The sequence below is a fragment of the Mycobacterium sp. 48b genome (genome assembly GCF_048282725.1).
GTDB lineage: Bacteria > Actinomycetota > Actinomycetes > Mycobacteriales > Mycobacteriaceae > Mycobacterium.
In genome coordinates, this window is the sequence record NZ_JBLVUL010000001.1 from 5,887,110 (window position 1) to 5,910,425 (window position 23,316).

25 protein-coding genes and 1 riboswitch are annotated in these 23,316 nt (G+C 66.6%); of the genes, 16 read left to right on the forward strand and 9 right to left on the reverse strand.

The window, feature by feature from the left end:
• Window positions 1-27: 27 nt before the first annotated feature.
• Complete coding sequence (locus ACNQR1_RS28770; RefSeq protein WP_418048994.1) at window positions 28-1,320, reverse strand: thymidine phosphorylase; 1,293 nt, start codon at window positions 1,318-1,320, stop codon at window positions 28-30.
• A 59-nt stretch (window positions 1,321-1,379) separates the two neighbouring features.
• Window positions 1,380-1,778, reverse strand: coding sequence for a cytidine deaminase (locus ACNQR1_RS28775; protein WP_418048995.1), 399 nt, complete (start codon window positions 1,776-1,778; stop codon window positions 1,380-1,382).
• Between the two features lie 214 nt (window positions 1,779-1,992).
• Here ACNQR1_RS28775 and sdhC point away from each other — a divergent pair, with 214 nt between their 5' ends.
• The 6 genes from sdhC to ACNQR1_RS28805 all read left to right on the forward strand — a co-directional run bounded on the left by sdhC (window position 1,993) and on the right by ACNQR1_RS28805 (window position 7,094).
• Window positions 1,993-2,409 carry a succinate dehydrogenase, cytochrome b556 subunit gene (sdhC, locus tag ACNQR1_RS28780; protein WP_418048996.1) on the forward strand — a complete coding sequence of 139 codons (417 nt, stop codon included), beginning with the start codon at window positions 1,993-1,995 and terminating at the stop codon, window positions 2,407-2,409.
• 47 nt (window positions 2,410-2,456) lie between these two features.
• On the forward strand, window positions 2,457-2,879 hold the full coding sequence (locus ACNQR1_RS28785; protein WP_003882378.1) for a succinate dehydrogenase hydrophobic membrane anchor subunit: 423 nt from the start codon (window positions 2,457-2,459) through the stop codon (window positions 2,877-2,879).
• A gap of 3 nt (window positions 2,880-2,882) precedes the next feature.
• Window positions 2,883-4,637 carry a succinate dehydrogenase flavoprotein subunit gene (gene sdhA, locus ACNQR1_RS28790; RefSeq protein ID WP_418048997.1) on the forward strand — a complete coding sequence of 585 codons (1,755 nt, stop codon included), beginning with the start codon at window positions 2,883-2,885 and terminating at the stop codon, window positions 4,635-4,637.
• A 75-nt stretch (window positions 4,638-4,712) separates the two neighbouring features.
• Window positions 4,713-5,426, forward strand: a complete 714-nt coding sequence (locus ACNQR1_RS28795; protein ID WP_418050543.1) for a succinate dehydrogenase iron-sulfur subunit — start codon at window positions 4,713-4,715, stop codon at window positions 5,424-5,426.
• Between the two features lie 162 nt (window positions 5,427-5,588).
• Window positions 5,589-6,170 (forward strand): carboxymuconolactone decarboxylase family protein, encoded by a 582-nt coding sequence (locus ACNQR1_RS28800; RefSeq protein ID WP_418048998.1) that lies wholly within the window; start codon window positions 5,589-5,591, stop codon window positions 6,168-6,170.
• 99 nt (window positions 6,171-6,269) lie between these two features.
• Window positions 6,270-7,094, forward strand: a complete 825-nt coding sequence (locus ACNQR1_RS28805; RefSeq protein ID WP_418048999.1) for a 3-oxo-5-alpha-steroid 4-dehydrogenase — start codon at window positions 6,270-6,272, stop codon at window positions 7,092-7,094.
• A 3-nt stretch (window positions 7,095-7,097) separates the two neighbouring features.
• Here the strand turns inward: ACNQR1_RS28805 and ACNQR1_RS28810 are convergent, their stop codons facing one another.
• From ACNQR1_RS28810 to ACNQR1_RS28820, 3 genes are all read right to left on the reverse strand, one after another.
• A complete protein-coding gene (locus tag ACNQR1_RS28810; RefSeq protein ID WP_418049000.1) occupies window positions 7,098-7,592 on the reverse strand; it encodes a PPOX class F420-dependent oxidoreductase in 495 nt (164 codons plus the stop codon).
• Complete coding sequence (locus ACNQR1_RS28815) at window positions 7,592-8,518, reverse strand: sigma-70 family RNA polymerase sigma factor (RefSeq protein WP_418049001.1); 927 nt, start codon at window positions 8,516-8,518, stop codon at window positions 7,592-7,594. Before ACNQR1_RS28815 ends, ACNQR1_RS28810 begins: the two co-directional genes overlap by 1 nt.
• A gap of 98 nt (window positions 8,519-8,616) precedes the next feature.
• Window positions 8,617-10,104, reverse strand: coding sequence for a gamma-aminobutyraldehyde dehydrogenase (locus tag ACNQR1_RS28820; protein WP_418049002.1), 1,488 nt, complete (start codon window positions 10,102-10,104; stop codon window positions 8,617-8,619).
• Between the two features lie 123 nt (window positions 10,105-10,227).
• Here ACNQR1_RS28820 and ACNQR1_RS28825 point away from each other — a divergent pair, with 123 nt between their 5' ends.
• The 3 genes from ACNQR1_RS28825 to ACNQR1_RS28835 all read left to right on the forward strand — a co-directional run bounded on the left by ACNQR1_RS28825 (window position 10,228) and on the right by ACNQR1_RS28835 (window position 13,196).
• On the forward strand, window positions 10,228-10,740 hold the full coding sequence (locus ACNQR1_RS28825) for an Lrp/AsnC family transcriptional regulator (RefSeq protein WP_036440614.1): 513 nt from the start codon (window positions 10,228-10,230) through the stop codon (window positions 10,738-10,740).
• Window positions 10,737-12,107 carry an aspartate aminotransferase family protein gene (locus ACNQR1_RS28830; RefSeq protein WP_418049003.1) on the forward strand — a complete coding sequence of 457 codons (1,371 nt, stop codon included), beginning with the start codon at window positions 10,737-10,739 and terminating at the stop codon, window positions 12,105-12,107. Before ACNQR1_RS28825 ends, ACNQR1_RS28830 begins: the two co-directional genes overlap by 4 nt.
• A gap of 81 nt (window positions 12,108-12,188) precedes the next feature.
• A complete protein-coding gene (locus ACNQR1_RS28835; RefSeq protein ID WP_418049004.1) occupies window positions 12,189-13,196 on the forward strand; it encodes an SMP-30/gluconolactonase/LRE family protein in 1,008 nt (335 codons plus the stop codon).
• A 4-nt stretch (window positions 13,197-13,200) separates the two neighbouring features.
• Here ACNQR1_RS28835 and ACNQR1_RS28840 read toward each other — a convergent pair whose 3' ends face one another.
• Window positions 13,201-13,686, reverse strand: coding sequence for a MarR family winged helix-turn-helix transcriptional regulator (locus ACNQR1_RS28840; protein ID WP_418049005.1), 486 nt, complete (start codon window positions 13,684-13,686; stop codon window positions 13,201-13,203).
• Between the two features lie 105 nt (window positions 13,687-13,791).
• Here ACNQR1_RS28840 and ACNQR1_RS28845 point away from each other — a divergent pair, with 105 nt between their 5' ends.
• The 6 genes from ACNQR1_RS28845 to ACNQR1_RS28870 all read left to right on the forward strand — a co-directional run bounded on the left by ACNQR1_RS28845 (window position 13,792) and on the right by ACNQR1_RS28870 (window position 19,690).
• Window positions 13,792-14,730, forward strand: a complete 939-nt coding sequence (locus ACNQR1_RS28845) for a helix-turn-helix domain-containing protein (RefSeq protein WP_418049006.1) — start codon at window positions 13,792-13,794, stop codon at window positions 14,728-14,730.
• 310 nt (window positions 14,731-15,040) lie between these two features.
• The gene (locus ACNQR1_RS28850; RefSeq protein WP_418050544.1) at window positions 15,041-16,201 is read left to right on the forward strand and encodes a D-alanyl-D-alanine carboxypeptidase family protein; all 1,161 of its coding nucleotides are present in this window, start codon (window positions 15,041-15,043) and stop codon (window positions 16,199-16,201) included.
• A gap of 93 nt (window positions 16,202-16,294) precedes the next feature.
• Entirely contained in the window at window positions 16,295-16,924 is a 630-nt protein-coding gene (locus ACNQR1_RS28855) for a TetR/AcrR family transcriptional regulator (protein ID WP_418049007.1), read from the forward strand.
• Entirely contained in the window at window positions 16,921-18,192 is a 1,272-nt protein-coding gene (locus ACNQR1_RS28860; RefSeq protein WP_418049008.1) for a glycosyltransferase, read from the forward strand. The genes ACNQR1_RS28855 and ACNQR1_RS28860 overlap by 4 nt, the downstream gene beginning before the upstream one ends.
• 7 nt (window positions 18,193-18,199) lie before the next feature.
• Window positions 18,200-18,430: a F0F1 ATP synthase subunit C gene (locus ACNQR1_RS28865; RefSeq protein WP_122975218.1), complete on the forward strand. Its 231-nt coding sequence runs from the start codon at window positions 18,200-18,202 to the stop codon at window positions 18,428-18,430.
• Window positions 18,431-19,690 (forward strand): glycosyltransferase, encoded by a 1,260-nt coding sequence (locus ACNQR1_RS28870; protein ID WP_418049009.1) that lies wholly within the window; start codon window positions 18,431-18,433, stop codon window positions 19,688-19,690.
• Between the two features lie 93 nt (window positions 19,691-19,783).
• On the opposite strand, the gene ACNQR1_RS28875 is transcribed toward ACNQR1_RS28870, so the two are convergent.
• Complete coding sequence (locus ACNQR1_RS28875) at window positions 19,784-20,641, reverse strand: NAD(P)H-dependent flavin oxidoreductase (protein WP_418049010.1); 858 nt, start codon at window positions 20,639-20,641, stop codon at window positions 19,784-19,786.
• 22 nt (window positions 20,642-20,663) lie between these two features.
• Window positions 20,664-20,728: riboswitch (guanidine-III (ykkC-III) riboswitch) on the forward strand.
• Between the two features lie 12 nt (window positions 20,729-20,740).
• Here ACNQR1_RS28875 and ACNQR1_RS28880 point away from each other — a divergent pair.
• Window positions 20,741-21,058, forward strand: a complete 318-nt coding sequence (locus ACNQR1_RS28880; RefSeq protein WP_418049011.1) for a DMT family transporter — start codon at window positions 20,741-20,743, stop codon at window positions 21,056-21,058.
• A 203-nt stretch (window positions 21,059-21,261) separates the two neighbouring features.
• Here the strand turns inward: ACNQR1_RS28880 and yhjD are convergent, their stop codons facing one another.
• Window positions 21,262-22,278 carry an inner membrane protein YhjD gene (gene yhjD, locus ACNQR1_RS28885; RefSeq protein WP_418049012.1) on the reverse strand — a complete coding sequence of 339 codons (1,017 nt, stop codon included), beginning with the start codon at window positions 22,276-22,278 and terminating at the stop codon, window positions 21,262-21,264.
• Window positions 22,279-22,298: 20 nt separating this feature from the next.
• Window positions 22,299-23,315 carry a tryptophan--tRNA ligase gene (gene trpS, locus ACNQR1_RS28890; protein WP_418049013.1) on the reverse strand — a complete coding sequence of 339 codons (1,017 nt, stop codon included), beginning with the start codon at window positions 23,313-23,315 and terminating at the stop codon, window positions 22,299-22,301.
• Window position 23,316: the final 1 nt, after the last annotated feature.

Genomic DNA, 23,316 nt, shown 5'->3' on the forward strand with positions numbered 1-23,316 from the left:
AGCGCGGCGGCATCGTCGCGGCTTGGGTCAGCACATGCGATCGATGATCAACGGCCGCTGCACGGGCGCGGCGTCGTCGACAATCCAGGCGCCGTCGAGTTCGGCCAGCGCCGCGGGCAGCCGCTCGGCGGTCTCCGTGTAGAGCGTGAACAGCACCTCCCCCGCGGCCACCGGCTCCCCAGGCTTGCGGTGGATCCGCACGCCGGCGCCGAAGTGCACCGGCTCCCCGGGCTGCGCCCGGCCCGCACCCAGCCGCCAGGCCGCCAGCGCCACACCCATGGCGTCGAGGTCACCCATGAAGCCACCGTGCGGGGCCGTCACGGTCTCGCTGGCCGCCCCGACGGGCAGCGGGCGGCTCAGGTCCCCGCCCTGGGCCGCGACCAGCGCACGGAAGCAGTCCATCGCGCTGCCGTCCCGCAGGGTGGCGGCCGGATCGGCGCCGTCGATGCCCGCCGCGTCGAGCATCTCCGTCGCCAGCGCCAGCGTCAGCGCGACCACGTCGGACGGGCCGCCGCCGGCCAGCACCTCCAGGGATTCGCCGACCTCCACGGAGTTGCCGACGGTCCGGCCCAGCGGGCAGTTCATCTCGGTGAGCAATGCTCGGGTCGGCACCCCGTTGGCATTGCCCAGGCTGACCATCGTGGCCGCGAGCTCACGCGACTCGGCCTCGGTCTTGAGGAACGCGCCGCGGCCGACCTTGACGTCCAGGACCAGCGATCGCGCGCCCTCGGCCAGTTTCTTGCTCATCACCGAACTCGCGATCAACGGCAGCGACTCGGTGGTGCCGGTGACGTCGCGCAGCGCATAGATCTTGCGGTCGGCAGGCGCCAGCTCCCCCGCGGCGAAAACCGCCGCGCCGATATCCCGAAGTTGTTGCCGGATTTGAGCTTTCGACAACTCAGCGGTAAATCCCGGGATCGACTCAAGCTTGTCGAGCGTCCCTCCGGTATGCCCGAGCCCACGCCCGGCCGCCTGCGGAACACTGGCGCCACAGGCCATCACGACCGGCAGCAGCGGAATGGTGATCTTGTCCCCCACCCCTCCGGTGGAGTGCTTGTCCACCAGGGCCAGTGGGCGGCCGTCACGACGAAGGTCCGAGAAGTCGAACCGTTCCCCGGAATCGACCATGGCCGCCGTCCACCGGGCGATCTCGGCGGGTGCCATACCTTTCAGGAAGATCGCCATCAGCAGCGCCGACATCTGTTCGTCGGCGACCCGTCCGTGGGTGTAGCCGTCGATCACCCAGTCGATCGCGGTGTCGGACAGCACGCCGCCGTCTCGTTTGGTTCGGATGACGGTCGGCGCGTCCAGATGTGACATGGCCGTCAACCTACCCGCCGGTAACTAACCGGGTCCCGGAGTTGTTGGACCACTTGACCTTACCTGCGATTCAGATCATCAGGCCCGAAGGCGTCGGGCAGCAGTTCCCGCAGCGGCCGTGCACCGCGAGGGTGGTCGATGAGCAGCTCCGGCCCGCCGTGTTCGAACAACACCTGCCGACAGCGCCCACAGGGCATCAGAAGGCCTCCGTCCGGCCCCACACACGACAGCGCGACGAGCCGTCCGCCACCCTCGGAATGCAGGGCGCAGGCCACAGCGCACTCGGCACAGAGACCTAGGCCATATGAGACATTCTCCACATTGCATCCGGTCACGATGCGGCCGTCGTCAACCAGAGCGGCGGCACCCACCGGAAAGCCCGAATATGGCGCGTAGGCGCGGGTCGAAACCTCGATTGCCTTGCGACGCAATAGATTCCAGTCAACATCGATGGTCATGCGACATCCCCGGCCCTAGGTTCTGAATGCATTCCGAAACCCCAATTCCCGACCCGCGCATTAAGATAGGTAAGCCTAACTTTTGCCTGTTTAGCGGGTCGAACTGCTCAACCGTAATTCGTTCGCCACTACAAATGGGTTTAGAGTCGCCCCGAGGTTTGGGGCTAATTCACAGGCGGTCCCAGACGTCCCACCGATGGCGTTGGAGGGCCCGATGAGTACTCAGACGGAGGTACCGGCTCCGCAACCCAGGAAAGCACGACGGCGCACCCTTTATCGCGGTGATCCGGGAATGTGGTCCTGGGTGCTGCACCGTATTACCGGTGCCACGATTTTCTTCTTCCTATTCGTACACGTCCTAGATACCGCGTTGGTCCGGGTGAGCCCGCAGGCCTACAACGAGGTCATCGAGACGTACAAGACCCCCATCGTCGGGTTGATGGAGATGGGCTTGGTCGCCGCAGTGCTCTTCCACGCACTGAACGGCATCCGGGTCATCCTCATCGACTTCTGGCAGCAGGGTCCCCGCTACCAGCGGCAGATGCTCGCGGTCGCCGTCGGCGTCTTTGCCGTGGTCCTCATCGCAGCACTAGGAGTTCTCGGTATGCACATGATGGAGCGGTTCCTGTGAGCGCGCCAGGAGCGGGCGAGTCGCGGTTGGGCCGTCCGGCACCGGTGATGGAGCGTGAGCACGACCGGCCGGCCGCGCTGGACCACCCGCGCGCGCCCCGTCGTCCCCGCGGCATTCCGTACTTCGAGAAGTACGCCTGGCTGTTCATGCGGTTCTCGGGCCTGGCGCTCGTGTTCCTCGCGCTCGGCCACCTGTTCATCATGCTGATGTGGCAGGACGGCGTGTACCGCATCGACTTCAACTACGTCGCACAGCGCTGGGCCTCCCCGTTCTGGCAGATCTGGGACATGGCCCTGCTGTGGCTCGCGATGATCCACGGGGCCAACGGCCTGCGCACCATCATCGGCGACTACGCCCGTAAGAACGTCACGAAGTTCTACCTGAATTCGCTGCTTCTGCTGGCGACAGGGTTCACGTTGGTTCTGGGCACCTACGTCCTGGTCACCTTCGACCCGAATATTGGGGGCTAACCAATGATTCAGGAACACCGCTACGACGTCGTCATCGTCGGCGCCGGCGGCGCAGGCATGCGCGCAGCCGTCGAGGCCGGCCCGCGCGTCCGTACCGCCGTGCTGACCAAGCTGTACCCGACGCGTTCGCACACCGGCGCAGCCCAGGGCGGCATGTGCGCCGCGCTGGCCAACGTCGAAGAGGACAACTGGGAGTGGCACACCTTCGACACCGTCAAGGGTGGCGACTACCTCGCTGACCAGGACGCCGTCGAGATCATGGCCAAGGAGGCCATCGACGCGGTGCTGGACCTCGAGAAGATGGGCATGCCGTTCAACCGGACGCCCGAGGGCCGCATCGACCAGCGTCGCTTCGGCGGCCACACCCGTGACCACGGCAAGGCCCCGGTGCGCCGGGCCTGTTACGCCGCCGACCGCACCGGCCACATGATCCTGCAGACGCTGTACCAAAACTGCGTCAAGCACGACGTGGAGTTCTTCAACGAGTTCTACGCACTGGACATCGCGCTGACCGACACCCCGACGGGTCCGGTGGCCACCGGTGTCATCGCCTACGAGCTGGCGACCGGCGACATCCACATCTTCCACGCCAAGGCGGTCGTCTTCGCCACCGGTGGTTCGGGCCGGATGTACAAGACCACCTCCAACGCCCACACGCTGACCGGTGACGGCCTGGGCATCATCTTCCGCAAGGGACTTCCCTTGGAGGACATGGAGTTCCACCAGTTCCACCCGACAGGCCTGGCCGGTCTGGGCATCCTGATCTCCGAAGCCGTGCGTGGCGAGGGCGGCCGGTTGCTCAACGGCGAGGGCGAGCGGTTCATGGAGCGCTACGCACCGACGATCGTCGACCTCGCGCCGCGTGACATCGTCGCCCGCTCGATGGTGCTGGAAGTGCTCGAAGGCCGCGGCGCCGGACCGAACAAGGACTACGTCTACATCGACGTGCGCCACCTCGGCGAGGAAGTGCTGGAGGCCAAGCTTCCCGACATCACCGAGTTCGCCCGCACCTACCTGGGTGTGGACCCGGTGACCGAACTGGTGCCGGTGTACCCGACCTGCCACTACGTCATGGGCGGTATCCCGACCACGATCCACGGCCAGGTGCTGCGCGACAACACCAACGTCATCCCGGGCCTGTACGCCGCCGGTGAATGCGCGTGCGTGTCGGTGCACGGCGCCAACCGCCTTGGCACCAACTCGCTGCTGGACATCAACGTGTTCGGCCGTCGCGCCGGTATCGCGGCCGCCGAGTACGCCGCCAACCACAACCATGTCGACCTGCCGGAGAACCCGGCCGACATGGTGGTCGGCTGGGTCGGCGACATCCTGTCCGAGCACGGCAACGAGCGCGTCGCCGACATCCGCACCGCGCTGCAGCAGTCGATGGACAACAACGCCGCGGTGTTCCGCACCGAGGAGACGCTCAAGCAGGCGCTGACCGACATCCACGCACTGAAGGAGCGCTACGCGCGAATCACGGTGCACGACAAGGGCAAGCGCTACAACAGCGACCTGCTCGAAGCCATCGAGCTGGGCTTCCTGCTTGAGCTGGCCGAGGTGACCGTGGTCGGTGCGCTCAACCGCAAGGAGTCCCGCGGCGGGCACGCGCGTGAGGACTACCCCGACCGCGACGACACCAACTACATGCGCCACACCATGGCGTACAAGGAAGGCAGCGAGCTGCTTTCCGACATCCGGCTGGACTACAAGCCCGTCGTCCAGACGCGGTACGAGCCGATGGAAAGGAAGTACTAGACCGTGAGTGCACCTGTCATCGACAAGCCCGAAGCCGGCGATCCGGAGCTGCCCCCCGTCCCCGAGGGCGCGGTCATGGTCACCCTCAAGATCGCCCGGTTCAACCCGGAGAACCCCGACGCCGCCGGCTGGCAGAGCTTCCGGGTTCCCTGCCTGCCGTCGGACCGGCTGCTGAACCTGCTGCTGTACGTAAAGGGCTATCTGGACGGCACGCTGACCTTCCGGCGCTCCTGCGCCCACGGCGTGTGCGGCTCGGATGCCATGCGGATCAACGGCGTGAACCGGCTGGCCTGCAAGGTGCTCATGCGTGACCTGCTGCCCAAGAAGGCGGGCAAGCAGCTCACCATCACCATCGAGCCGATCCGCGGCCTGCCCGTGGAGAAGGACCTCGTGGTGGACATGGAGCCGTTCTTCGACGCGTACCGCGCGGTGAAGCCGTACCTGATCACCAGTGGCAACCCGCCCACCAAGGAGCGCATCCAGAGCGCCACCGACCGGGCCCGCTACGACGACACCACCAAGTGCATCCTGTGCGCGTGCTGCACCACCAGCTGCCCCGTGTACTGGAGCGAGGGGTCGTACTTCGGCCCGGCCGCGATCGTCAATGCACACCGGTTCATCTTCGATTCGCGTGACGAGGCGGCCGCCGAGCGGTTGGACATCCTCAACGAGGTCGACGGTGTGTGGCGCTGCCGCACCACGTTCAACTGCACCGAGGCCTGCCCGCGTGGCATCCAGGTGACCCAGGCGATCCAGGAGGTCAAGCGCGCTTTGATGTTCGCGCGCTAGGTTTTCTCGCCGACGCTGCTTACCGGGCGTCGATTCTGCGCTCAGATCGTGTTTTCGAGGGGAATCACGATCTGAGCGCAGAGTCGGCGCCCGTTTTGCATTCTCGCGCGCTGGCTGTCACCCCCGCTGTCACACATTCCGGGGCTGCCTCGTCTAACTGGTATGACCGAGACCAAGACACGAATCCCCGCCGTTACCCCCAAACAAGCCGGCCTGCTGACCCGCGCCATGTACTGGTACGCCAAGCGCCAGTTCGGTGAGGTGCCAGAGCCGTTCGCCGTGGCCGCGAACCATCCGCGTCTGCTCGTGGCCAACGGTGTCCACGAGATGCTGCTGCAGGGCGGTTCCAAGAAGCTGCCCGCCACGGTCCGCGAGCTCGCGGTGTTCTGGACCGCCCGCACCGTCGGCTGCTCATGGTGCGTGGACTTCGGTTCCATGCTGATGCGTCTGGAGAACCTCGACGTGGAGCGGCTCAAGTCGATCGACGACTACGCCACCTCGCCGCTGTTCACCGAGGACGAGCGTGCCGCGATCTCCTACGCGAACGCGATGACCACCGACCCGCACACCGTCACCGACGAGCAGGTGGCCGATCTACGTGAGCGCTTCGGCGACGACGGCGTGATCGAGCTGACCTACCAGATCGGCGTCGAGAACATGCGGTCGCGGATGTATGCGGCCCTGGGCATCACCGAGCAGGGCTTCAACTCCGGAGATGCCTGCCGGGTGCCATGGGCTGAGTGATCCCGACGCGCTGGCATCACGGTGCGGCCAGGTGGTAGAACACGTTACAGAAATAGCGGCCTCAGCCGCTGAAACCACCTGTTCAGCGAGGAACCGCCCATGCACTGGTACACCGGCAACACGTTCTATGACACGGTGCTGACCGCGGCGTTCGCGTTCGCCGCATTCGTGATCATCGGCGGGTTCTTCGCGCAGAGCTCGTACGGGCGCTTCTCGTCAACGAAACTCGGCTTGAACCTCAACCCGAAGCTCGGCTGGTGGCTGATGGAGATCCCCGCGACCGTGGTGTTCCTGATCAGCTACCTGGCCGGGCCGAACCGGTTCGAGCCGACATCCCTGGTGCTCGCCGGGATCTGGATGCTGCACTACGCCAACCGCGGTTGGTTCTTCCCGCTCGCGATCCGCCAGGTGCCCGGCAAGCGCGGCACGTTCAACATCTCGGTGATCGTGATGGGCATGCTCGTCACCTCCATGCACGGCTACCTCAACGGAACCCTGTTCAGCCAGGACTTCTTCGGGCAGTACACCACCGCATGGTTGACCGACCCGCGATTCCTGGTGGGATTGGCGATCTACCTGTGCGGGTTCGCGCTGCTGGTCAACTCCGAATCGATCGTGCGCAACCTGCGGGAGAAGGGCGGCCCCGGCGCATCTGCATCTGGTCTTCGCGCAAGCGGCTCATCCGCCGAATACCGGATCCCGGTCGGCGGCGGCTTCCGGTTCGTCACCAGCCCGGCCTATCTGGGCGAAATCATCGCCTGGTCCGGGTTCGCGGTGCTGACCTGGGCGTTGCCCGGTGTCGCCATCCTGCTGATCACCGCGGGCAATCTGGTGCCCCGGGCGCTGGGCACCCACGGCTGGTATCAGGACAAGTTCCCCGAATACCCCACCGACCGCAAGGCACTGATCCCCTACGTCTTGTAGGCGTCACGCCTCCGCGGGCGTGATCTCGATGTAAGCCGTTGGCACCCCGGCCAATTGGCTGCCGTAGTCGAGGCTGCGCTCGAACACCTTCATCGGCGCGCTCCAGTTGGCAGCGATCACCGCCTCGGCGTGCGCATGTTCCGCCTCGGGCAGGATGCGCGCCACGCCGGCGACGACGGGCCCACTGGGCTTGCCGCGCAGATTGCTGGCCACCACAAGGACTTTCGGGTTGTTCCGGATTCGCTTGACCTTGCCGGTGGACGGATCTGTGCGCACATAGATCTTGCCGCCGGACACGCCGTGGTTGATCGGGCTGGGCATCGCCTCACCCGAGCGCTTGAAGGTCACCAACACGATCTGGCGGTATTTCTCGAACCCGGCGAAGTCCGACCCGGTCGGCGCACCGATGTCGAAGGCGTCGCGATGGCGCATCTTGTCCATGCCGCGGAACATCATTCGGCTGAAGGTGTGGGCCAAAGTTCCGGGTTCGTTCGGCATCACGTCATACCTCCAGGCTCGCCACCTCCGCGAAGAGGGGATCCGGTGAACTTGTCGGGGTTGGCGATGTCCCACACCGCACATACCAGGCCGTCGCGGACGGTGAAGATCGTGACCCGGGGCATCATCTCGGGGTAGCCGTCACCGGCGGGCGCGCCTGTCGTGTAGACCCCCAACTGACCGTTGACGAGTGCGAATTGACTGCCTGCCAACCAGTTCGGACCGTACTTGTGGGCCAGGCCGAGGATGAACCGGGCCACCTTGTCCGGCCCGTGGATGACACGGGCCGCCGTCGGGGCGCGCCGGTTCGAATCACCGGTGAACGTGACGTCGGGATGCAGCAACCGCACGACGGCGTCGAGCTCCCCCGACGCCAGGGCGGCCATGAGCTCGCCCGCGACCTGGTTGTGCAGATCGTCGGGCGACGCCGGCGGGGGGTTGTCGGCGACCGCGCGGCGGGCCCGCGACGCCAGCTGGCGGGCCGATGCATCGCTGACCCCGAGCACGCCGGCGATCTCGCTGAACGGCACGCCGAAGCCATCGTGCAACACGAAGGCCACCCGCTGATCGGGTGTGAGCCGCTCCAGCACCACCATCGCCGCGAACCGGGCGTCTTCCCCGGCCACCACCGCATTGAGTGGGTCATTCGTGTCGAGCCCGGTCACGACGGGCTCCGGCAGCCATTCCCCGTAATAGGCCTCGCGCCGGTGCGCCGCTGAACGCAACCGGTCCAGGCCCAGCCGGCTCACCACCGTGGTCAGCCAGGCCCGCAGGTCGGCGATCGTGGTCTGGTTGTCATGCCAGCGCAGCCAGGCGTCCTGCACGATGTCTTCGGCATCGGCATAGGTACCCGTCAACCGGTAGGCGACCGCCAGCAGGTGCGGCCGCAGCGCCTCGAACTCGTCGGTGCGCGCCGCAGTGGTCACAGGCCAAGCTTAATCCCGCCGAGTGTCACGCCAGAGTGACTGTCGCCACTGGGAGCCACCCCAGCGTGACAGTCGAGCCCGCGATGACCGGCCGGAGATCAGCGCTTGGTGAAAATCGTTCGGTGCCATTCCTTTTCGGCCGCACCGGTGATGTCGCTCATCACGTGCTTGATGGTGAGATACTCCTCGAACGAGTAGTCGCTCATGTCCTTGCCGAATCCCGACGCGCCGACGCCGCCGTGCGGCATCTCGCTGATGATGGGGATGTGGTCGTTGATCCACACACACCCGGCGTTGATCTCGCGGGAGGCCCGTTGCGCGCGGTACACGTCCCGGGTCCAGGCCGAGGCGGCCAGGCCGTAGACGGTGTCGTTGGCCTGCCGGATCGCGTCGTCGTCGTCGGCGAACGCCCGCACGGTCAGCACCGGGCCGAAGATCTCGTCGCGGTACACCTCGGAGGTCTCTGCGACATCCGCGATCAGGGTGGGCCGGTAGAACGCACCGGGCAGATCAGGGACCACGCCACCGGTGACGACGCGACCGCCCTGCTCAGGGGCCCGGGCCACCATGCCCGCCACCTTGTCGCGGTGCGCGAACGAGATCAGGGGGCCCAGATCGGTGTCGGGATCATGCGGATCGCCGACGACGACCTTGCTCATCACTTCGGCGACGCCGGCGACGAAGTCGTCGTACAGGTCGCGGGCCACGATCGCCCTGGTGGCGGCGGTGCAGTCCTGTCCCGTGTTGATCAGGGCACCGGCCACTGCGCCCTGGATTGCGGCGTCCAGATCGGCGTCGTCGAACACCACGAACGGCGCCTTGCCGCCCAACTCGAGCTGGGTGCGGTGTCCGTGGACGGCGGCGGCTGCCATCACCTTGCGGCCCACCGCGGTGGATCCGGTGAAGGTGACTACATCGACGTCGCGGTGCCCGGCCAGCGCGGTGCCCACGTCGGCGCCACCGCCGGTGACGACGTTGAACACGCCGTCGGGCAGGCCCGCCTCGGTGGCCAGCCGGGCGAGGGTGAGAGTGGTCAGCGGGGTGATCTCGGCGGGTTTGATGACAACGGAACAGCCGGCCGCCAACGCCGGGATGACCTTCCACACCGCCATCTGCAGCGGGTAATTCCACGGCGTGATGGTCGCGACGACGCCGACGGCTTCACGCCGGATGCTCGACGTGTGGTCACCGGAGTACTCCGCGGTGGCCTTGCCCTCCAGGTGACGCGCCGCACCGGCGAAGAAGTCGATGTTGTCCACGCTGCCGGGGACATCGAATTCGGTGGCCAGGCGTACCGGCTTGCCGGTCTGGCTGACTTCTTCGGCGATCAGCTGGTCGGCGTGCTCGTCGGCGAGTTCGGCCAGCTTGGCCAGTACCGCCGACCGCTCGGCCGGCGTTGCCTTCGACCAGGTGGGGAACGCCTTGCGGGCGGCATCGACGGCGTTGTCCACGTCGGCGGGAGTGGCCAGCGCATAGTCGGCGACGGGCCGGCCCGTGGCGGGGTCGATGATCTGATGGGTGGCCCCGGCCGTCGTCACGGGGGCGCCGTTGATCCAGCTGCTCGTCACATTCACTGCCACGCTCATGGGGCCCCACGGTAACCGATAGGCCATCCGATCTCTACGCAATCCTGCGCTTGAGCCCGGTTCAAACGAGGGATTTCATCGATTCGGTTGCCCTAAACGACGGATTCCGTGCACAATCGGTGCATGACCAACCCTGATGGTCCCGACCTTCAGGCCGTGCCACTGCGCGTGAACAATTCTCGCACCGCCTTTCAACTCGACGAACTGTCGAAGGCGATCATCGAGAAGCTGCAGGCCGACGGCCGCCGTTCGTATGCCGGAATCGGTAAGGCCGTGGGCCTGTCCGAGGCCGCGGTGCGCCAGCGCGTCCAGCGCATGGTCGACGCCGGCGTCATGCAGATCGTCGCGGTGACCGATCCGCTGCAACTCGGGTTCGCCCGGCAGGCGATGATCGGCATCCGCTGCACCGGCGACACCCTCAAGCTGGCCGAGAAGCTCTCCGCCATCGAGGCCGTCGACTACGTCGTGCTGACAGCCGGGTCCTTCGACGCCATCTGCGAGGTCGTCTGCGAGGACGACGACAGCCTGCTCGAACTCCTCAACACCCAGATCCGCTCATTGCCGGGAGTGATAACCACCGAAACCCTCGTCTATCTGAAACTCGTCAAACAGCAATACAATTGGGGTACTCGATGAGCGTCACCGAAACATCCGATCTGGCAGCCAAAGCCAACCGCCACCTGTGGGGGCACTTCGCCCGCCACGGAGAGGGCATCACACCACCGATCATCACCCGCGGCGAAGGTGTCCACATCTTCGACGACAAGGGCAAGAGTTACATCGACGGCCTGTCCGGCCTGTTCGTCGTCCAGGTGGGTCACGGCCGCAAGGAACTTGCCGAGGCCGCGGCCAAGCAGGCCGAGAAGCTGTCCTTCTTCCCGCTGTGGTCCTACGCCACCCCGCCGGCCATCGAACTGGCCGAGCGCGTCGCCAACTACGCACCAGGTGATCTGAACCGGGTGTTCTTCACCACCGGCGGCGGCGAAGCCGTCGAAAGCGCGTGGAAACTGGCCAAGCAGTACTTCAAGTTGACCGGCAAACCCGGTAAGCACAAGGTGGTTTCGCGTGCCATCGCCTACCACGGCACGCCGCAGGGTGCGCTGGCGATCACCGGCATCCCGGCGTTCAAGGCTCCGTTCGAGCCGCTGACCCCCGGTGGCTTCCGGGCACCGAACACCAACTTCTACCGGGCACCCTCCGAATATGCCCACGACGAAAAGCTTTTCGGCCGTTACTGCGCCGATCGCATCGCCGAGGCCATCGAGTTCGAGGGTCCTGACACCGTGGCCGCGGTGTTCCTCGAGCCCGTGCAGAACGCCGGTGGCTGCTTCCCGCCGCCGCCGGGATACTTCGAGCGGGTCCGCGAGATCTGCGACGAGTACGACGTATTGCTGGTTTCCGACGAGGTGATCTGCGCGTACGGCCGCATCGGTTCGATGTTCGCCTGCGACGATTTCGGCTACGTGCCGGACATCATCACCAGCGCCAAGGGCCTGACGTCGGGCTACTCGCCGCTGGGCGCGATGGTGGCCAGTGACCGGTTGTTCGAGCCGTTCAACGACGGCAAGACGACATTCGGCCACGGGTACACCTTTGGCGGACACCCGGTCTCGGCCGCGGTGGCGATGGCCAACCTCGACATCTTCGAGCGCGAGGGCATCAACGCCCACGTGAAGGACGCCGCTCCGGCGTTCCGGGCCACCTTGGAGAAGCTCTACGATCTGCCGATCGTCGGCGATGTCCGAGGTGAGGGCTTCTTCTACGGAATCGAGCTGGTCAAGGACAAGGCCACCAAGGAGACGTTCAACGACGAAGAGTCCGAGCGGCTGCTGCGCGGGTTCCTGACCCCGGCGCTGTGGGAGGCCGGCTTGTACTGCCGCGCCGACGACCGTGGCGACCCAGTGATCCAGCTGGCCCCGCCGCTGATCAGCGGGCAGGCCGAGTTCGACGCGATCTACGAGGTCCTGCACGGCGTGCTGTCCGAAGCCGGAAAGCTGCTTTAGTTTTTGGCTCGAGACTGCGGTGAGATCGCGCTTCGTCGCGAAATGGCGATCTCACCGCAGTCTCGGTACGAGAATGACCGGATGCCGCGCAAGCCACCCATCGATCCGGTCCGTTGGACGCCACCCCCGATCGACCCGCTACCTGATCTGGGCCCTGCCGAGCTGACCATCGTGCCGATGCCCGGAGACGGACCGGAGGACGTCGTCGCCGACGCAGCCGGACAGCTGTGGACCGGACTGGTGGACGGGCGAATCGTGCGCGTCTCCCCCGACGGTGCCGCCACGGTCGTCGCCGATACCGGCGGACGTCCGCTCGGTTTGCATGTCGCCCGCGACGGGCGGGTGCTGATCTGTGACAGCCACCGGGGGCTGCTGGCGCTGGACCCGGCCACCGGGACTCTGTCGGCGCTCGTTGAATCGGTACATGGCAGGCCGCTGAGATTCTGCTCGAATGTCACCGAAACATCGGACGGCACAATGTTTTTCACCGAGTCGACGAGCCACTTCCATTTCGAGCATTTCTCTGGGGCGATCATGGAGGCCCGTGGGCGCGGCAGCTTGTTCCGGCTGGACCCCGACGGGACGGTGACCACCGTGGTCGACGGCCTCTACTTCGCCAACGGCGTGACAACCACCGCTGACGAATCGGCGTTGGTGTTCGCCGAGACCCAGGGCCGGCGGTTGTCGAAGTACTGGCTGAGCGGGCCGCAGGCCGGCACCGTGACACCGCTGGCGGTCCACCTGCCGGGGTACCCGGACAACATCTCGACCGGTCGCGACGGCCGGATCTGGGTGGCGATGGTCTCCCCACCGAACGCCGCCGCCGAGTGGCTCGCACCGCGAGCACCATTGATCCGAAAACTGCTGTGGCGGTTGCCCGACCGGCTCCAGCCGAAGATCCGGCCGCAGGTGTGGGTGCTGGCATTCGACGCCGACTCCGGCGACGTGGTCGCCGGTGTTCAGACCATTCGCCCTGACTTCGGTACCGTCACCGGGGTGGTGGAATCCGCCGGCAGGCTCTGGATGTCGACGATCGAGTTCCCCGCGCTGGCCTATACCGACCTCGGCGAGGTGCCGCTCGCACACTGACCCTTCAGGGCTTGACCTTCAGTGCGTTGCCAACCCGCCGGGTGCTGTCCCCCAGCGCGGACATCTGATGTCGGTTCAACGGTGCGAGATAGAACTGACGTACCAACAGGGCGTACGTGCGCAGCACCGGCCTCAGATACTCCTGCCCTTGCCGGCTGATCCCGACGACGATCCCCCGTTTGTCTTCGCGGCTACGAAATCTGCGGACAAATCCGCGCTGCTCCAACCGGCGGACCTGGAACGTCACCCGGCTCGGCGCGAGAACCAGGGCATCGGCCAGCGCGCCCATTCGAACACCTCGACGCGGTTCCGCAGCAAGAAGATTGAGTAGCTGCACGTCGGGAACCGACAGACCGTATTTCACGGTCAGTGCGGCATTGATTTCCCGGTAGAGCAGTTCGGCGGATTCCCCGAAGCGCTTCCAGCTCCGCCACTCGTCGTCGCTGACATCGCAGCATTCGCGAGACTCCACGGACTCGAATGCCAACATCGTCGCCAGACCTCCCTCGTCGACCGCTCCCGAAATCTCAGCCCAGCCAACGAATGCGGTCTATGCGGATTGGGACAGCCCGGTTGCGTCTTACACTGCTGGCCCATGGACGTGCCGTTGGTTCGGACACGAATCACGCAGCTCGAGGATCTGAGCGACGCGGTCGCAGACGCCGGGCTCAGCGCGTTCCAGATGTCGCGCGAAGCACCCAGCGGGAGTCTGGTGCATGCCGCCCACGACGGGGTCGCATTCAGTTCGGGGCGCTTCGACAGCCGGGTGCAGATCCGCGGGCCCCTGTCCCAGGACGCACTGTCCATCGCGGTCGGCCTGCAGATCCCGCCGCGCAACCGGCTACTGCTGCGAGAAATCGACTCCGGCGTCGTGACCGTATTCCGCCCGGGTGACGAGCAGGAGGCTTTTCACGACGTTAACTCCCTCTATGCGGTTGTCTCCCTCAGTGAGGAGACATTGGAGCGTGAGGCACATCGTCACGGAATGAGATTGTCCCTCAATACTTTTCGACGAACCGCTATTCACCCGGAGCCGATGGCCCGGGCCCACCTCACCACGATCTCCTCGTTCCTGACTCGCCTGCATCAGGACGGCAGTCAAGCCCACCTTCCCTCCGGCGCATTCGCCGACATCTCCACGGCGTTCATCGGTCATTTCGCCCAAGAGCCTGCGACCCTCCCGGTTCCGCAGCTCAGGCAGCGCCAGAGGATCGTCGAGTTGACCCGGATCCATATCGACCAGAACCTCGGCCACCGGCTCGACATCGAGGGCCTGGCACGGATGGCGGGCGTGTCCAGGCGAACTCTCGCCCGGTCGTTCGACGAGACAATCGGCGAGTCACCGCAGTCGTACATCGCCAGGATGCGCCTGCATCGCATCCGGACCGAACTGCTCGCCGGTAGCTGTCCAGGATCAACGATCGCCGACGTATCCAACCGATGGGGCATCAGCGAGCTCGGTCGCATGTCGGCCCGGTACCGCAGCATGTTCGGGGAGCTGCCGTCGCAGACGCGGCTGCGCGCTTCTGGGTGAGGGCCGACCAGGTGCACAACCGGTCGTTGACAACGGGGCTACCGTTTGTGCAGGGGACGGCTCCTTTCGGTGGTGTGATCTTGGACAATCGCGCTTAACGGCTTGGTACCGTCCCCCGCCCCATGAATGAAACTCGATCCCGGCGCCTCCGCCACCCAAGATCACATTTGTCACAGAAACCACATGAGTCACAGCGTGGCTCCGCCGAATCCCATCTTCGCTCGCCTAATCTGCGCAGACGATGGCTATCCAGCGAAGGCTCCCGACACGTGCGTTGACGCGCGGGCTCTCGACACTCGCGGCCCTGGCGATGTTTGCCGGGCCGACGGTGTTGTGCATGCCCGCAGCCGCCGCCGACCCCGCGCCCGAGTGCCCCTACAAGGTGACCACTCCCCCCGCCGTGGACGCGTCGGAAGCACCCAAGCCGGGTGAGGTTGCACCCGGACCGCTGCCGGTGCCCACCAAGACGATTGGCGGCGAAGCCCTTTCTGGCTGCGGCGTGATCACTGCGGCGAACACCCCGCCGCTGCCCAACGACGTCTCCGCCGAGGCCTGGCTGGTCGCCGATCTGGACACCGGCGAGATCATCGCCGCCAAGGACCCGCACGGGCGCCACCGTCCGGCCAGCATCATCAAGGTGCTCGTGGCCACCGCGGCACTCAATGAGCTCAACCTCAACAAGTTGGTGGCGGGCACCCAGGACGACGCCAATTCCGAGGGCACCCGCGTCGGCGTCGGACCGGGTGGCCGTTACACGGTCAACGACCTGCTGCACGGCCTGCTGATGCACTCCGGCAACGACGCCGCCCACGCCCTGGCGGTTCAGCTGGGCGGCATGGACCCCGCACTGCAGAAGCTGAACATCTTGGCGGGCAAGCTCGGCGGCCGCGACACCCGCGCCGCCACTCCGTCCGGTCTGGACGGCCCGGGTATGAGCACCTCGGCCTACGACATCGGGCTGTTCTACCGCTACGCCTGGCAGAACCCGGCTTTCGCCGACATCGTGGCGACCCAGACCTACGACTTCCCCGGACGCGACGGCAATCCGTCCTACCCGGTGGAGAACGACAACAAGCTCCTCTACAACTATCCGGGGGCGATGGGCGGTAAGACCGGTTACACCGATGACGCAGGACAAACCTTCGTCGGCGCCGCCAACCGGGACGGCCGGCGTCTGGTGGCCATCCTGATGAAGGGCACGAGAGTGCCGATCGCGCCGTGGGAGCAGGCCGCACACCTGCTCGACTATGGGTTCGCCACCCCACCGGGAACCAAGGTCGGAACCCTCGTCGACCCGGATCCGTCATTGAAAACACCCAAGGCCGACGAGCCGACCGCAGCCCAGGCCGCCTCGGTGCTGCCACCGGCCGATTCGCTGCCGGTGCGCGTCGGGGTGGCCATCGTCGGGGCCGTGATCGTATTCCTGTTGATCATGGGTGCGCGGTCGCTCAATCGCCGCCCCGTTCGTTGATCGACGCCTCCCGTTAGGCCTCCGACCAGCCGGTTTGCGCCGGCTCACGGCTACCCCTTGCCGATGTCTGACCGATCGGTCTAATCTCAGACCATGCGGTCAGAACGCACGAAGACGTTTACAGAGCGGGCACGCCGACGGCAGATCGTCGATGGCGCCCTGGAGGTGATCGCCGAACAGGGCTATCCACAGGCCTCGCTTGCGCGCATCGCCGAACACATCGGAATCGCGAAAAGCGCTGTGCTGTACCACTTCACCAGCAAGTCCGAAGTGGTCGAAGCCGTCTTCGCGGAGATCTTCACCCGCGGCGTGGCGGTGATCGTCCCAGCGGTCAACGCCGAAACCACCGCGGCGGCAAGGCTGTCCGCCTACATCCGGGCCAACATCGCGTTCATCGCAGCCAACCGGTCAGCGGCAGTGGCGATGCTCGAGCTCATCTCCGGCTACCGCGACGCCGAGGGATTGCGCGTCGACCAAGCCGCGGCCAAAGCCGTCCAAGAGAATCCCCCCACCGGAGACCTGGCTGCCCTTGACCCGCAGACCATCTTCGCCGACGGCGTGAACAGCGGTGAGTTCCGGGAACTGTCACCGCTGTTCATGAAGAACATCCTGCGCGGCGCGCTGGACAGCGCAGCGCAGGAGTACGCCCGCGACCCCGACTACGACGTCATCGCCCATGGCGACGTGCTCGTCGAGGTCTTCGAGAAAGCCACCGCGCCGTGACCACCATCGTCATCGCCGCCTTCGGCACCCGCGGAGACGTCGCCCCGTACACGGGCCTGGCCCGACGCCTCGCCGATGAGGGTTACCGGGTGGCCGTCGCCGCCCAGGAGCCCTACCGGGAACTGGTGTCCGCCAGCGGAATCGAATTCCGCCCGCTGCCCGGGGACACCGAACGCGCCACCAAGGCCTCACCCGCCGCGCAGGCGTTCGTCGACGGCGCCAGGATGCGGCCTTCCCGGGACCTGCTCGAGGAGATGCGCGAGGATCTGCGCCGGCTGGGCCGGGGCCTGATCGAGGCAGCGAAAGACGCTGACCTTCTGTTACTTCCATCCGTCGCTGCCCTCCTCGGCTACCACGTCGCCGAAGGACTCGGTATCCCCAGCGTCGGGGCGTCCCTGCAACCGACCGCCCCCACCGGCGACTTCCTTCCGTCAGTGCTCAGCGCCCGATCCCTCGGCCGGTGGGGCAACCGGATGGTCGGCCGATTGGGCGCACTCGGCGAGAAGCCACACCTGGCGCTGATCAACGAGCTACGCACCGAGCTCGGTCTGCGCCCGACCACGTTGGCCGGGTATCAACGTAGACGCGCAGCCACCTGGCCCGTCCTGCACGGTTTCAGTGAACACGTGGTGCCCCGGCCCGCCGACTGGCCGGCGCACCTGCAGGTCACCGGCTATTGGTGGCCGTGCGAGCCCGACAACTGGTCTCCGCCAGGGCAACTGGTCGACTTCCTGCAAGCCGGCCCTCCACCGGTGTTCGTCGGTCTCGGCAGTACCGCCACCGCGCGTGGACCTGAGCTGTCCGACACCATCAGCTCAGCGTTGCGTGCCACCCGCACGCGGGCCGTGGTGCAGACCGGCTGGGCCGGGCTGCACTGCGACGGCGACGACGTACTGATGGTCAACGAGCTTCCACACTCATGGCTGTTTCCCCGGGTTGCGGCGGTCGTGCACCACTGCGGCGCGGGGACCACAGCAGCGACGCTGCGGGCCGGTGTCCCCTCGATACCCGTCACCGGAATCATGGATCAGCCGTTCTGGGCGAAGCGGCTGCGCCTCCTGGGCACCGCACCTGCCGCTCTCGTCCGGGCCGACCTGACCGCCTCCGAACTCGCCACCGCTCTCGGCGAAGTATGCGGCGATCCGTCGTATCGGGCACGTGCTCAACAGCTCTCGACCCTGCTTGCCCGCGAAGACGGAGCCGAGTCGGCAACGCACCGCATCACCGAACTGCTCAATCGACCGCAGGAGGTTCACCATGGCCAGTGACGCATTGATGGGTAACGCCCTGTTGGCGGGGGCAATCGTGCTGGCCGGCGGAGCGATCGGCGCCGGTATCGGCGACGGTCTGGCCGGGTCGCAGTTCATCGCCGGTGTGGCACGCCAGCCGGAAGCCCAAGCACGCCTGTACACACCGTTTTTCATCACCGTGAGCCTGGTGGAAGCGACCTTCTTCATCAACATCGCGTTCATGGCGTTGTTCGTCTTCGCCACCCCGGGCGGATAGGTGGCGACCGTCGCGATCATCGCCATCGGCAGCCGCGGTGATGTCGCACCGCTGACCGGAGTCGGTGCACGGCTGCAACGGGCCGGGCATCGCGTGATCGTGGTGGCGTATCAGGCTTTCGCCGATCTCGTCACCGAATGTGGACTGGAGTTTCGCGGAGTCGCCGACGATCTCGACGACGCATCGGCCGATCTGTCGGACGTGTCGGCACGCCAAGCCGCGAAGGCCATGGCAGCATTCCTCTCACCGCGCGGGATGCGGATGCTGGGCGATCGCATGCTGGCCGCTATCCGTGACGAACCGGTCGACGTGCTGCTGCTGTCACCGTTCGCGGAGCTGGCCGGCCATCCGCTCGCCGACGCACTGACTGTTCCCGCGATCGGCGTCCGGTTGCAGCCGTTCTCGGCGACGGCCGACCATCCACCGGCGGTGCTGGGAGCGTGGACTGCCGGTCGATACGGGAACAGGGCGTCAGCGCGGATCGGTGCGGCGACGATCGACGGGCTGTATGGCCAGGCCGTCAACCACTTTCGCGCACAGCTCGGCCTCGCGACGGCTCCGGCCAGGGTGCTGCGGCAGCGGCGCACCGACGCTCGTTGGCCGATCCTGTACGGCTACTCGCCCGCGGTCCTGCCCCGGCCCGCCGACTGGCGCCCGGGTATCGAGGTCGTCGGCTACTGGTGGCCGGCGCGCGCGACCGGATGGCAACCGCCGACCGAACTGGCGGAGTTCCTCGACGCCGGCCCGCCACCGGTCGTCATCGGCTTCGGCAGCACGGTCAACAGCGGCGCCGAGGCCCAACGGCTGTCCGCGCTTGTCGCACAGGCAGTTCGGGAGGCGGGCGTCCGAGCGGTAATCCAGGCCGGTTGGGCGGGGCTCGAGTTCTACGGGGACGACGTGATCACGGTCGGCGAGGTTCCCCACGACTGGCTGTTCGCACACGCGGCCGCCGTCGTGCACCACTGCGGCGCAGGCACTGCCGCTGCGGGACTCCGTGCCGGGGTGCCGGCTGTCGCGATACCGGGCGCCTACGGCGACCAACCGTTCTGGGCGCGCAGGCTGTTCGGCCTCGGCGTGTGCCCTCGCCCGATCCCGCAACGTCGACTCACCGCCGACCACCTCAGCGAAGCGATACGCGACGTGTTGTCGAACAATGGTCTGCGCGACAACGCGGCAGCACTGGCTGCGCAGATCAGTGCCGACGACGGAGCCGGCCGAGTGGTTGCCGCCGTGCAGACAGCACTCAGCAACCGATCATGAATTTGCGCGTTCGACTGACAAAGAATTGCCGCTCAAGTTAGATACAACCGGGCCTGCCAAACCGCCGCCGCTCTCGGCGGTTTGGCAGGCCCGTCAATGCCAGCGCCCGAGTAGCCGTTCGGCGCCTTCGGCCAGTGATCCGACGATCTCGGCCGCGCCGGTCTGCCGCCGAACCAGCCCCACACCCTGCCCCGCGTTGACGGGCGATCCGCGCAGTACGCGCTCGGGGATCGTCGCCGGCCACCGATATCCTGCGGCGACGTCGTACTCCGTGGTGAGCTCGGTGGCCTCACCCTCCGCCGCCAGCAGCGCATCACGTGCGCCGGTGGGCGTGAGAGCCTCGGAACACGCGGCGAACACCGTGCCGACCCACGCCGCGCCCGCCCCTGCGGCCAGCACCGCGGCCACCGCGCGTGCCGACGAGATTCCGCCTGCCGCGATCACGGGTACGTCGACGGTATCGAGCACCTCGGCCAGCAGCGGCAGCGTGCCCATCGTCGGCTCACCATGTCCGCCGCCCTCGGCGCCGCGCGCCACGAGTACATCGACGCCGGCGTCGACCGCGCGCCGGGCCGCGTCGACCGTGGCCACCTGGGTCGTCACCGTCAGGCCCTCATCGTGTGCCCGGCGTACCCAGTCCCAGTCCTGCCCGAAACTCACGCTGAGCAGCGCCGGCCGCGCTGCCAACGCCACGTCGAACAGATCCGGCCGATCCTGAGCGACCCAGTGCACCAGGCCAATTCCGAATCGCGGCGCATCGAGTTGCGCCAGTTCGGCGGCCAACTGATCGGCTGTCGCCGAACTGCCCATCCCGACCATGCCCAGGCCGCCGGCGGCCGACACCGCGGACGCCAGCCGGCCTCCGGCCACGCCGCCCATCGGTGCGTTGACGATGGGGACGTTGATGCCGATCGACCGCGACCAGGTGGTTGCCAAGCTCACAACCTGCAATGTTACGTCGTTGTTACAATGGATATCGCCAGCACATGGCACCGGACGAGGCGCACCCGTACCCGGCCAGCGAAAAGACGGGATGTTCGGAGGTGTGCCATGGCCTGGCTGATTCTCGTCGTATCCGGCGTTCTCGAGGCGGTGTGGGCGACGGCCCTGAGCAAGACCGAAGGCTTCACCCGGCTCTGGCCGTCGGTGATATTCGGTGTGGCGCTTGTCCTGTCGATGATCGGGCTGGCCATCGCGATGCGCAGCCTGCCCCCCGGCACCAGCTACGCGATATGGGTGGGCATCGGCGCGGTGCTCACCGTCGGCTACGCAATGATCACCGGCGCCGAATCCGCTTCGGTGATCAAAGTGGTACTCATGCTCGGTGTGGTCGGCTGCATCGTCGGCCTGAAGGCCGTCAGCCACTAGCCAGCCTTTCCCCACCGGCTCCGACTTTGTCACGCCAGCGTGGCTGTCGGCGTCGCGAGCTTCACTGGCGTGACAGTCGGTTGCCCGGGGTAGAGCCGGCGCGACGCTTCACGCGCGAGTGTCACGCTGGAGTGGCAGCCGAGTGCGACAGCTACTCCAGCGTGACAAACCAGCCGCCGCCACCGACCAAAGGCCGTCAGCCACTAACGTCGCAGCAACCGCGAAAGCCCGAGAGCACCAATGGCTCCCATCACGGCGGCGGCCAACGCCCCGGACACCCCGATCCCCTCGTGGACCTGCACCCTGGTGACGATCTGCGCGGGGTTCGGTGGTGGCACCGGCGCCTCGGCCAGGCTCTCTGTCGAGGTCGCCGCCCACGCTGTCGCGAACAGGATCAGCCGCGCGGTGACGTAGGCGAACACCATCAGGCCCAGCACCGGTCCGAACGTCGCTCCGGCCGGCCCGTTCAGCACGGACTGCAGGTAGATCGACGCCACCTGCTTGAAGATCTCGAAGCCCACGGCGGCCAGGAGGCCGGCCCGCGTCGACCGGCGGAAGGGCACCGGTTCGCGCGGCAACCGGGAGATGATCCAGGTGAACAACAGCCAGGAGATCGAGACCGACACGGCGATCGATATGACGCGCAACCCGCTGCCGAGCACCGCGCCGTCGTGAAGACCGATCCAGCGCAAGATCTTCCGCATCAAGGAGGGATCCCCGAGCACGGTCAGCCCGATGGTGACCACCATCGCAAGAAACGCCGACACCAGTGCGAACAGGTCCGAGAGCTTGTTGCCGACGAAGCTGGACTCGGCGTGTTGCTCCCACATCTGGCTCAACGCCTCGCGCAGGTTCGCCATCCAGCCCAGGCCGGCCCACGCCGCGGTCGCGAGGCCGATCACACCGACCGTGCCGCGCGAGGCGATGGCCGAGTCCATCAGCGTGACCAGTTGCTGGCCGAGATCACCCGAGACCGCCTGACGGATCCGCTCCTCGATTTCTTCGAGCAGATCGGGTCGCCGTGAAAGCAGGAACCCGCCGGCCGCGAAGCCGACCATCAACAGCGGGAACAGCGCGAAGATCGTGAAATAGGTGATGCCAGCGGCGTAGAAGTTGCCGTTGCAGTCGTTGTAGCGCTCCTGCGCCCTCATCACGTGGTCGAACCAGGGAAAGCGCGCGCGTACCCGTTCCAGCAGTCCCGGCTTCTCCGGCTCGTCCACCGCCAACCCCTCCCCGGTGCTTATGGCGTTTGCTGGAGAAACCCTATCCTGTCGTAAACGCGAGCGAGGGTCTTCCCGGCGACCTCCCGGGCGTGTTCGGCTCCGGCGGCCAGGACCGACCGGAGTTCGGCCGGGTCGTCCAGCAATTCGTCGACGCGGGTCTTGATCGGGGTGACGAACTCGACCACGGCCTCGGCGGTCTCCTTCTTGAGATCGCCATAGCCGCGGCCGGCATAACCTTCGACCAACTTCTCGACATCGGTACCGGTCACCGCGGACTGGATGGTCAGCAGGTTCGAGATGCCCGGCTTGTTCTCCTGATCGAACCGGATCTCCCGCTCGCTGTCGGTCACCGCCGAGCGGATCTTCTTGGCCGTGGCCTTCGGGTCGTCGAGCAGGCTGATCAGCCCGGCGTCACTGGCCGCCGACTTGCTCATCTTGGCCGACGGATCCTGCAGGTCGTAGATCTTGGCGGTCGCCTTCGGGATCATCGCCTCGGGCACCACGAAGGTGTCCGGGAACCGGGCGTTGAATCGCTGCGCCAGGTCCCGGGCCAACTCCAGATGCTGACGCTGGTCCTCCCCGACCGGAACCAGGTCGGTGTCGTAGAGCAGCACGTCGGCGGCCATCAGCACCGGATAGGTGAACAGGCCCACGGTGGTGGCATCCGCGCCCTGCTTCTGCGACTTGTCCTTGAACTGCGTCATCCGCGACGCCTGGCCGAAACCGGTGAAACATCCCAGCACCCAAGCCAATTGGCTGTGCTCGGGGACATGGCTCTGAACGAACACGGTGCTGCGCGTCGGGTCGATGCCCAGCGCCAGGTACTGCGCGGCGGTCACCAACGTGCGGCGGCGCAGGGTCTCGGGGTCCTGCGGCACCGTGATGGCGTGCTGGTCGACGACACAGAAGAACGCCTCGTAACCGTCCTGCAACTGCGCCCAGTGCGTGACGGCACCCAGGGCATTGCCGAGGTGCAGAGAATCCGAGGTGGGCTGGGCGCCCGAGAATACGACCTGTTTGCTTCCGCTACTCATG

Excerpts from the sequence above, each read along its gene's own strand:
- ACNQR1_RS28770 (WP_418048994.1), bottom strand. The coding sequence starts at position 1,320 with ATGTCACATCTGGACGCGCCGACCGTCATCCGAACCAAACGAGACGGC.
- ACNQR1_RS28775 (WP_418048995.1), bottom strand. The coding sequence starts at position 1,778 with ATGACCATCGATGTTGACTGGAATCTATTGCGTCGCAAGGCAATCGAG.
- sdhC (WP_418048996.1), top strand. The coding sequence starts at position 1,993 with ATGAGTACTCAGACGGAGGTACCGGCTCCGCAACCCAGGAAAGCACGA.
- ACNQR1_RS28785 (WP_003882378.1), top strand. The coding sequence starts at position 2,457 with ATGGAGCGTGAGCACGACCGGCCGGCCGCGCTGGACCACCCGCGCGCG.
- sdhA (WP_418048997.1), top strand. The coding sequence starts at position 2,883 with ATGATTCAGGAACACCGCTACGACGTCGTCATCGTCGGCGCCGGCGGC.
- ACNQR1_RS28795 (WP_418050543.1), top strand. The coding sequence starts at position 4,713 with ATGGTCACCCTCAAGATCGCCCGGTTCAACCCGGAGAACCCCGACGCC.
- ACNQR1_RS28800 (WP_418048998.1), top strand. The coding sequence starts at position 5,589 with ATGACCGAGACCAAGACACGAATCCCCGCCGTTACCCCCAAACAAGCC.
- ACNQR1_RS28805 (WP_418048999.1), top strand. The coding sequence starts at position 6,270 with ATGCACTGGTACACCGGCAACACGTTCTATGACACGGTGCTGACCGCG.
- ACNQR1_RS28810 (WP_418049000.1), bottom strand. The coding sequence starts at position 7,592 with ATGCCGAACGAACCCGGAACTTTGGCCCACACCTTCAGCCGAATGATG.
- ACNQR1_RS28820 (WP_418049002.1), bottom strand. The coding sequence starts at position 10,104 with ATGAGCGTGGCAGTGAATGTGACGAGCAGCTGGATCAACGGCGCCCCC.
- ACNQR1_RS28825 (WP_036440614.1), top strand. The coding sequence starts at position 10,228 with ATGACCAACCCTGATGGTCCCGACCTTCAGGCCGTGCCACTGCGCGTG.
- ACNQR1_RS28830 (WP_418049003.1), top strand. The coding sequence starts at position 10,737 with ATGAGCGTCACCGAAACATCCGATCTGGCAGCCAAAGCCAACCGCCAC.
- ACNQR1_RS28835 (WP_418049004.1), top strand. The coding sequence starts at position 12,189 with ATGCCGCGCAAGCCACCCATCGATCCGGTCCGTTGGACGCCACCCCCG.
- ACNQR1_RS28840 (WP_418049005.1), bottom strand. The coding sequence starts at position 13,686 with ATGTTGGCATTCGAGTCCGTGGAGTCTCGCGAATGCTGCGATGTCAGC.
- ACNQR1_RS28845 (WP_418049006.1), top strand. The coding sequence starts at position 13,792 with ATGGACGTGCCGTTGGTTCGGACACGAATCACGCAGCTCGAGGATCTG.
- ACNQR1_RS28850 (WP_418050544.1), top strand. The coding sequence starts at position 15,041 with ATGTTTGCCGGGCCGACGGTGTTGTGCATGCCCGCAGCCGCCGCCGAC.
- ACNQR1_RS28855 (WP_418049007.1), top strand. The coding sequence starts at position 16,295 with ATGCGGTCAGAACGCACGAAGACGTTTACAGAGCGGGCACGCCGACGG.
- ACNQR1_RS28865 (WP_122975218.1), top strand. The coding sequence starts at position 18,200 with ATGGGTAACGCCCTGTTGGCGGGGGCAATCGTGCTGGCCGGCGGAGCG.
- ACNQR1_RS28880 (WP_418049011.1), top strand. The coding sequence starts at position 20,741 with ATGGCCTGGCTGATTCTCGTCGTATCCGGCGTTCTCGAGGCGGTGTGG.
- trpS (WP_418049013.1), bottom strand. The coding sequence starts at position 23,315 with ATGAGTAGCGGAAGCAAACAGGTCGTATTCTCGGGCGCCCAGCCCACC.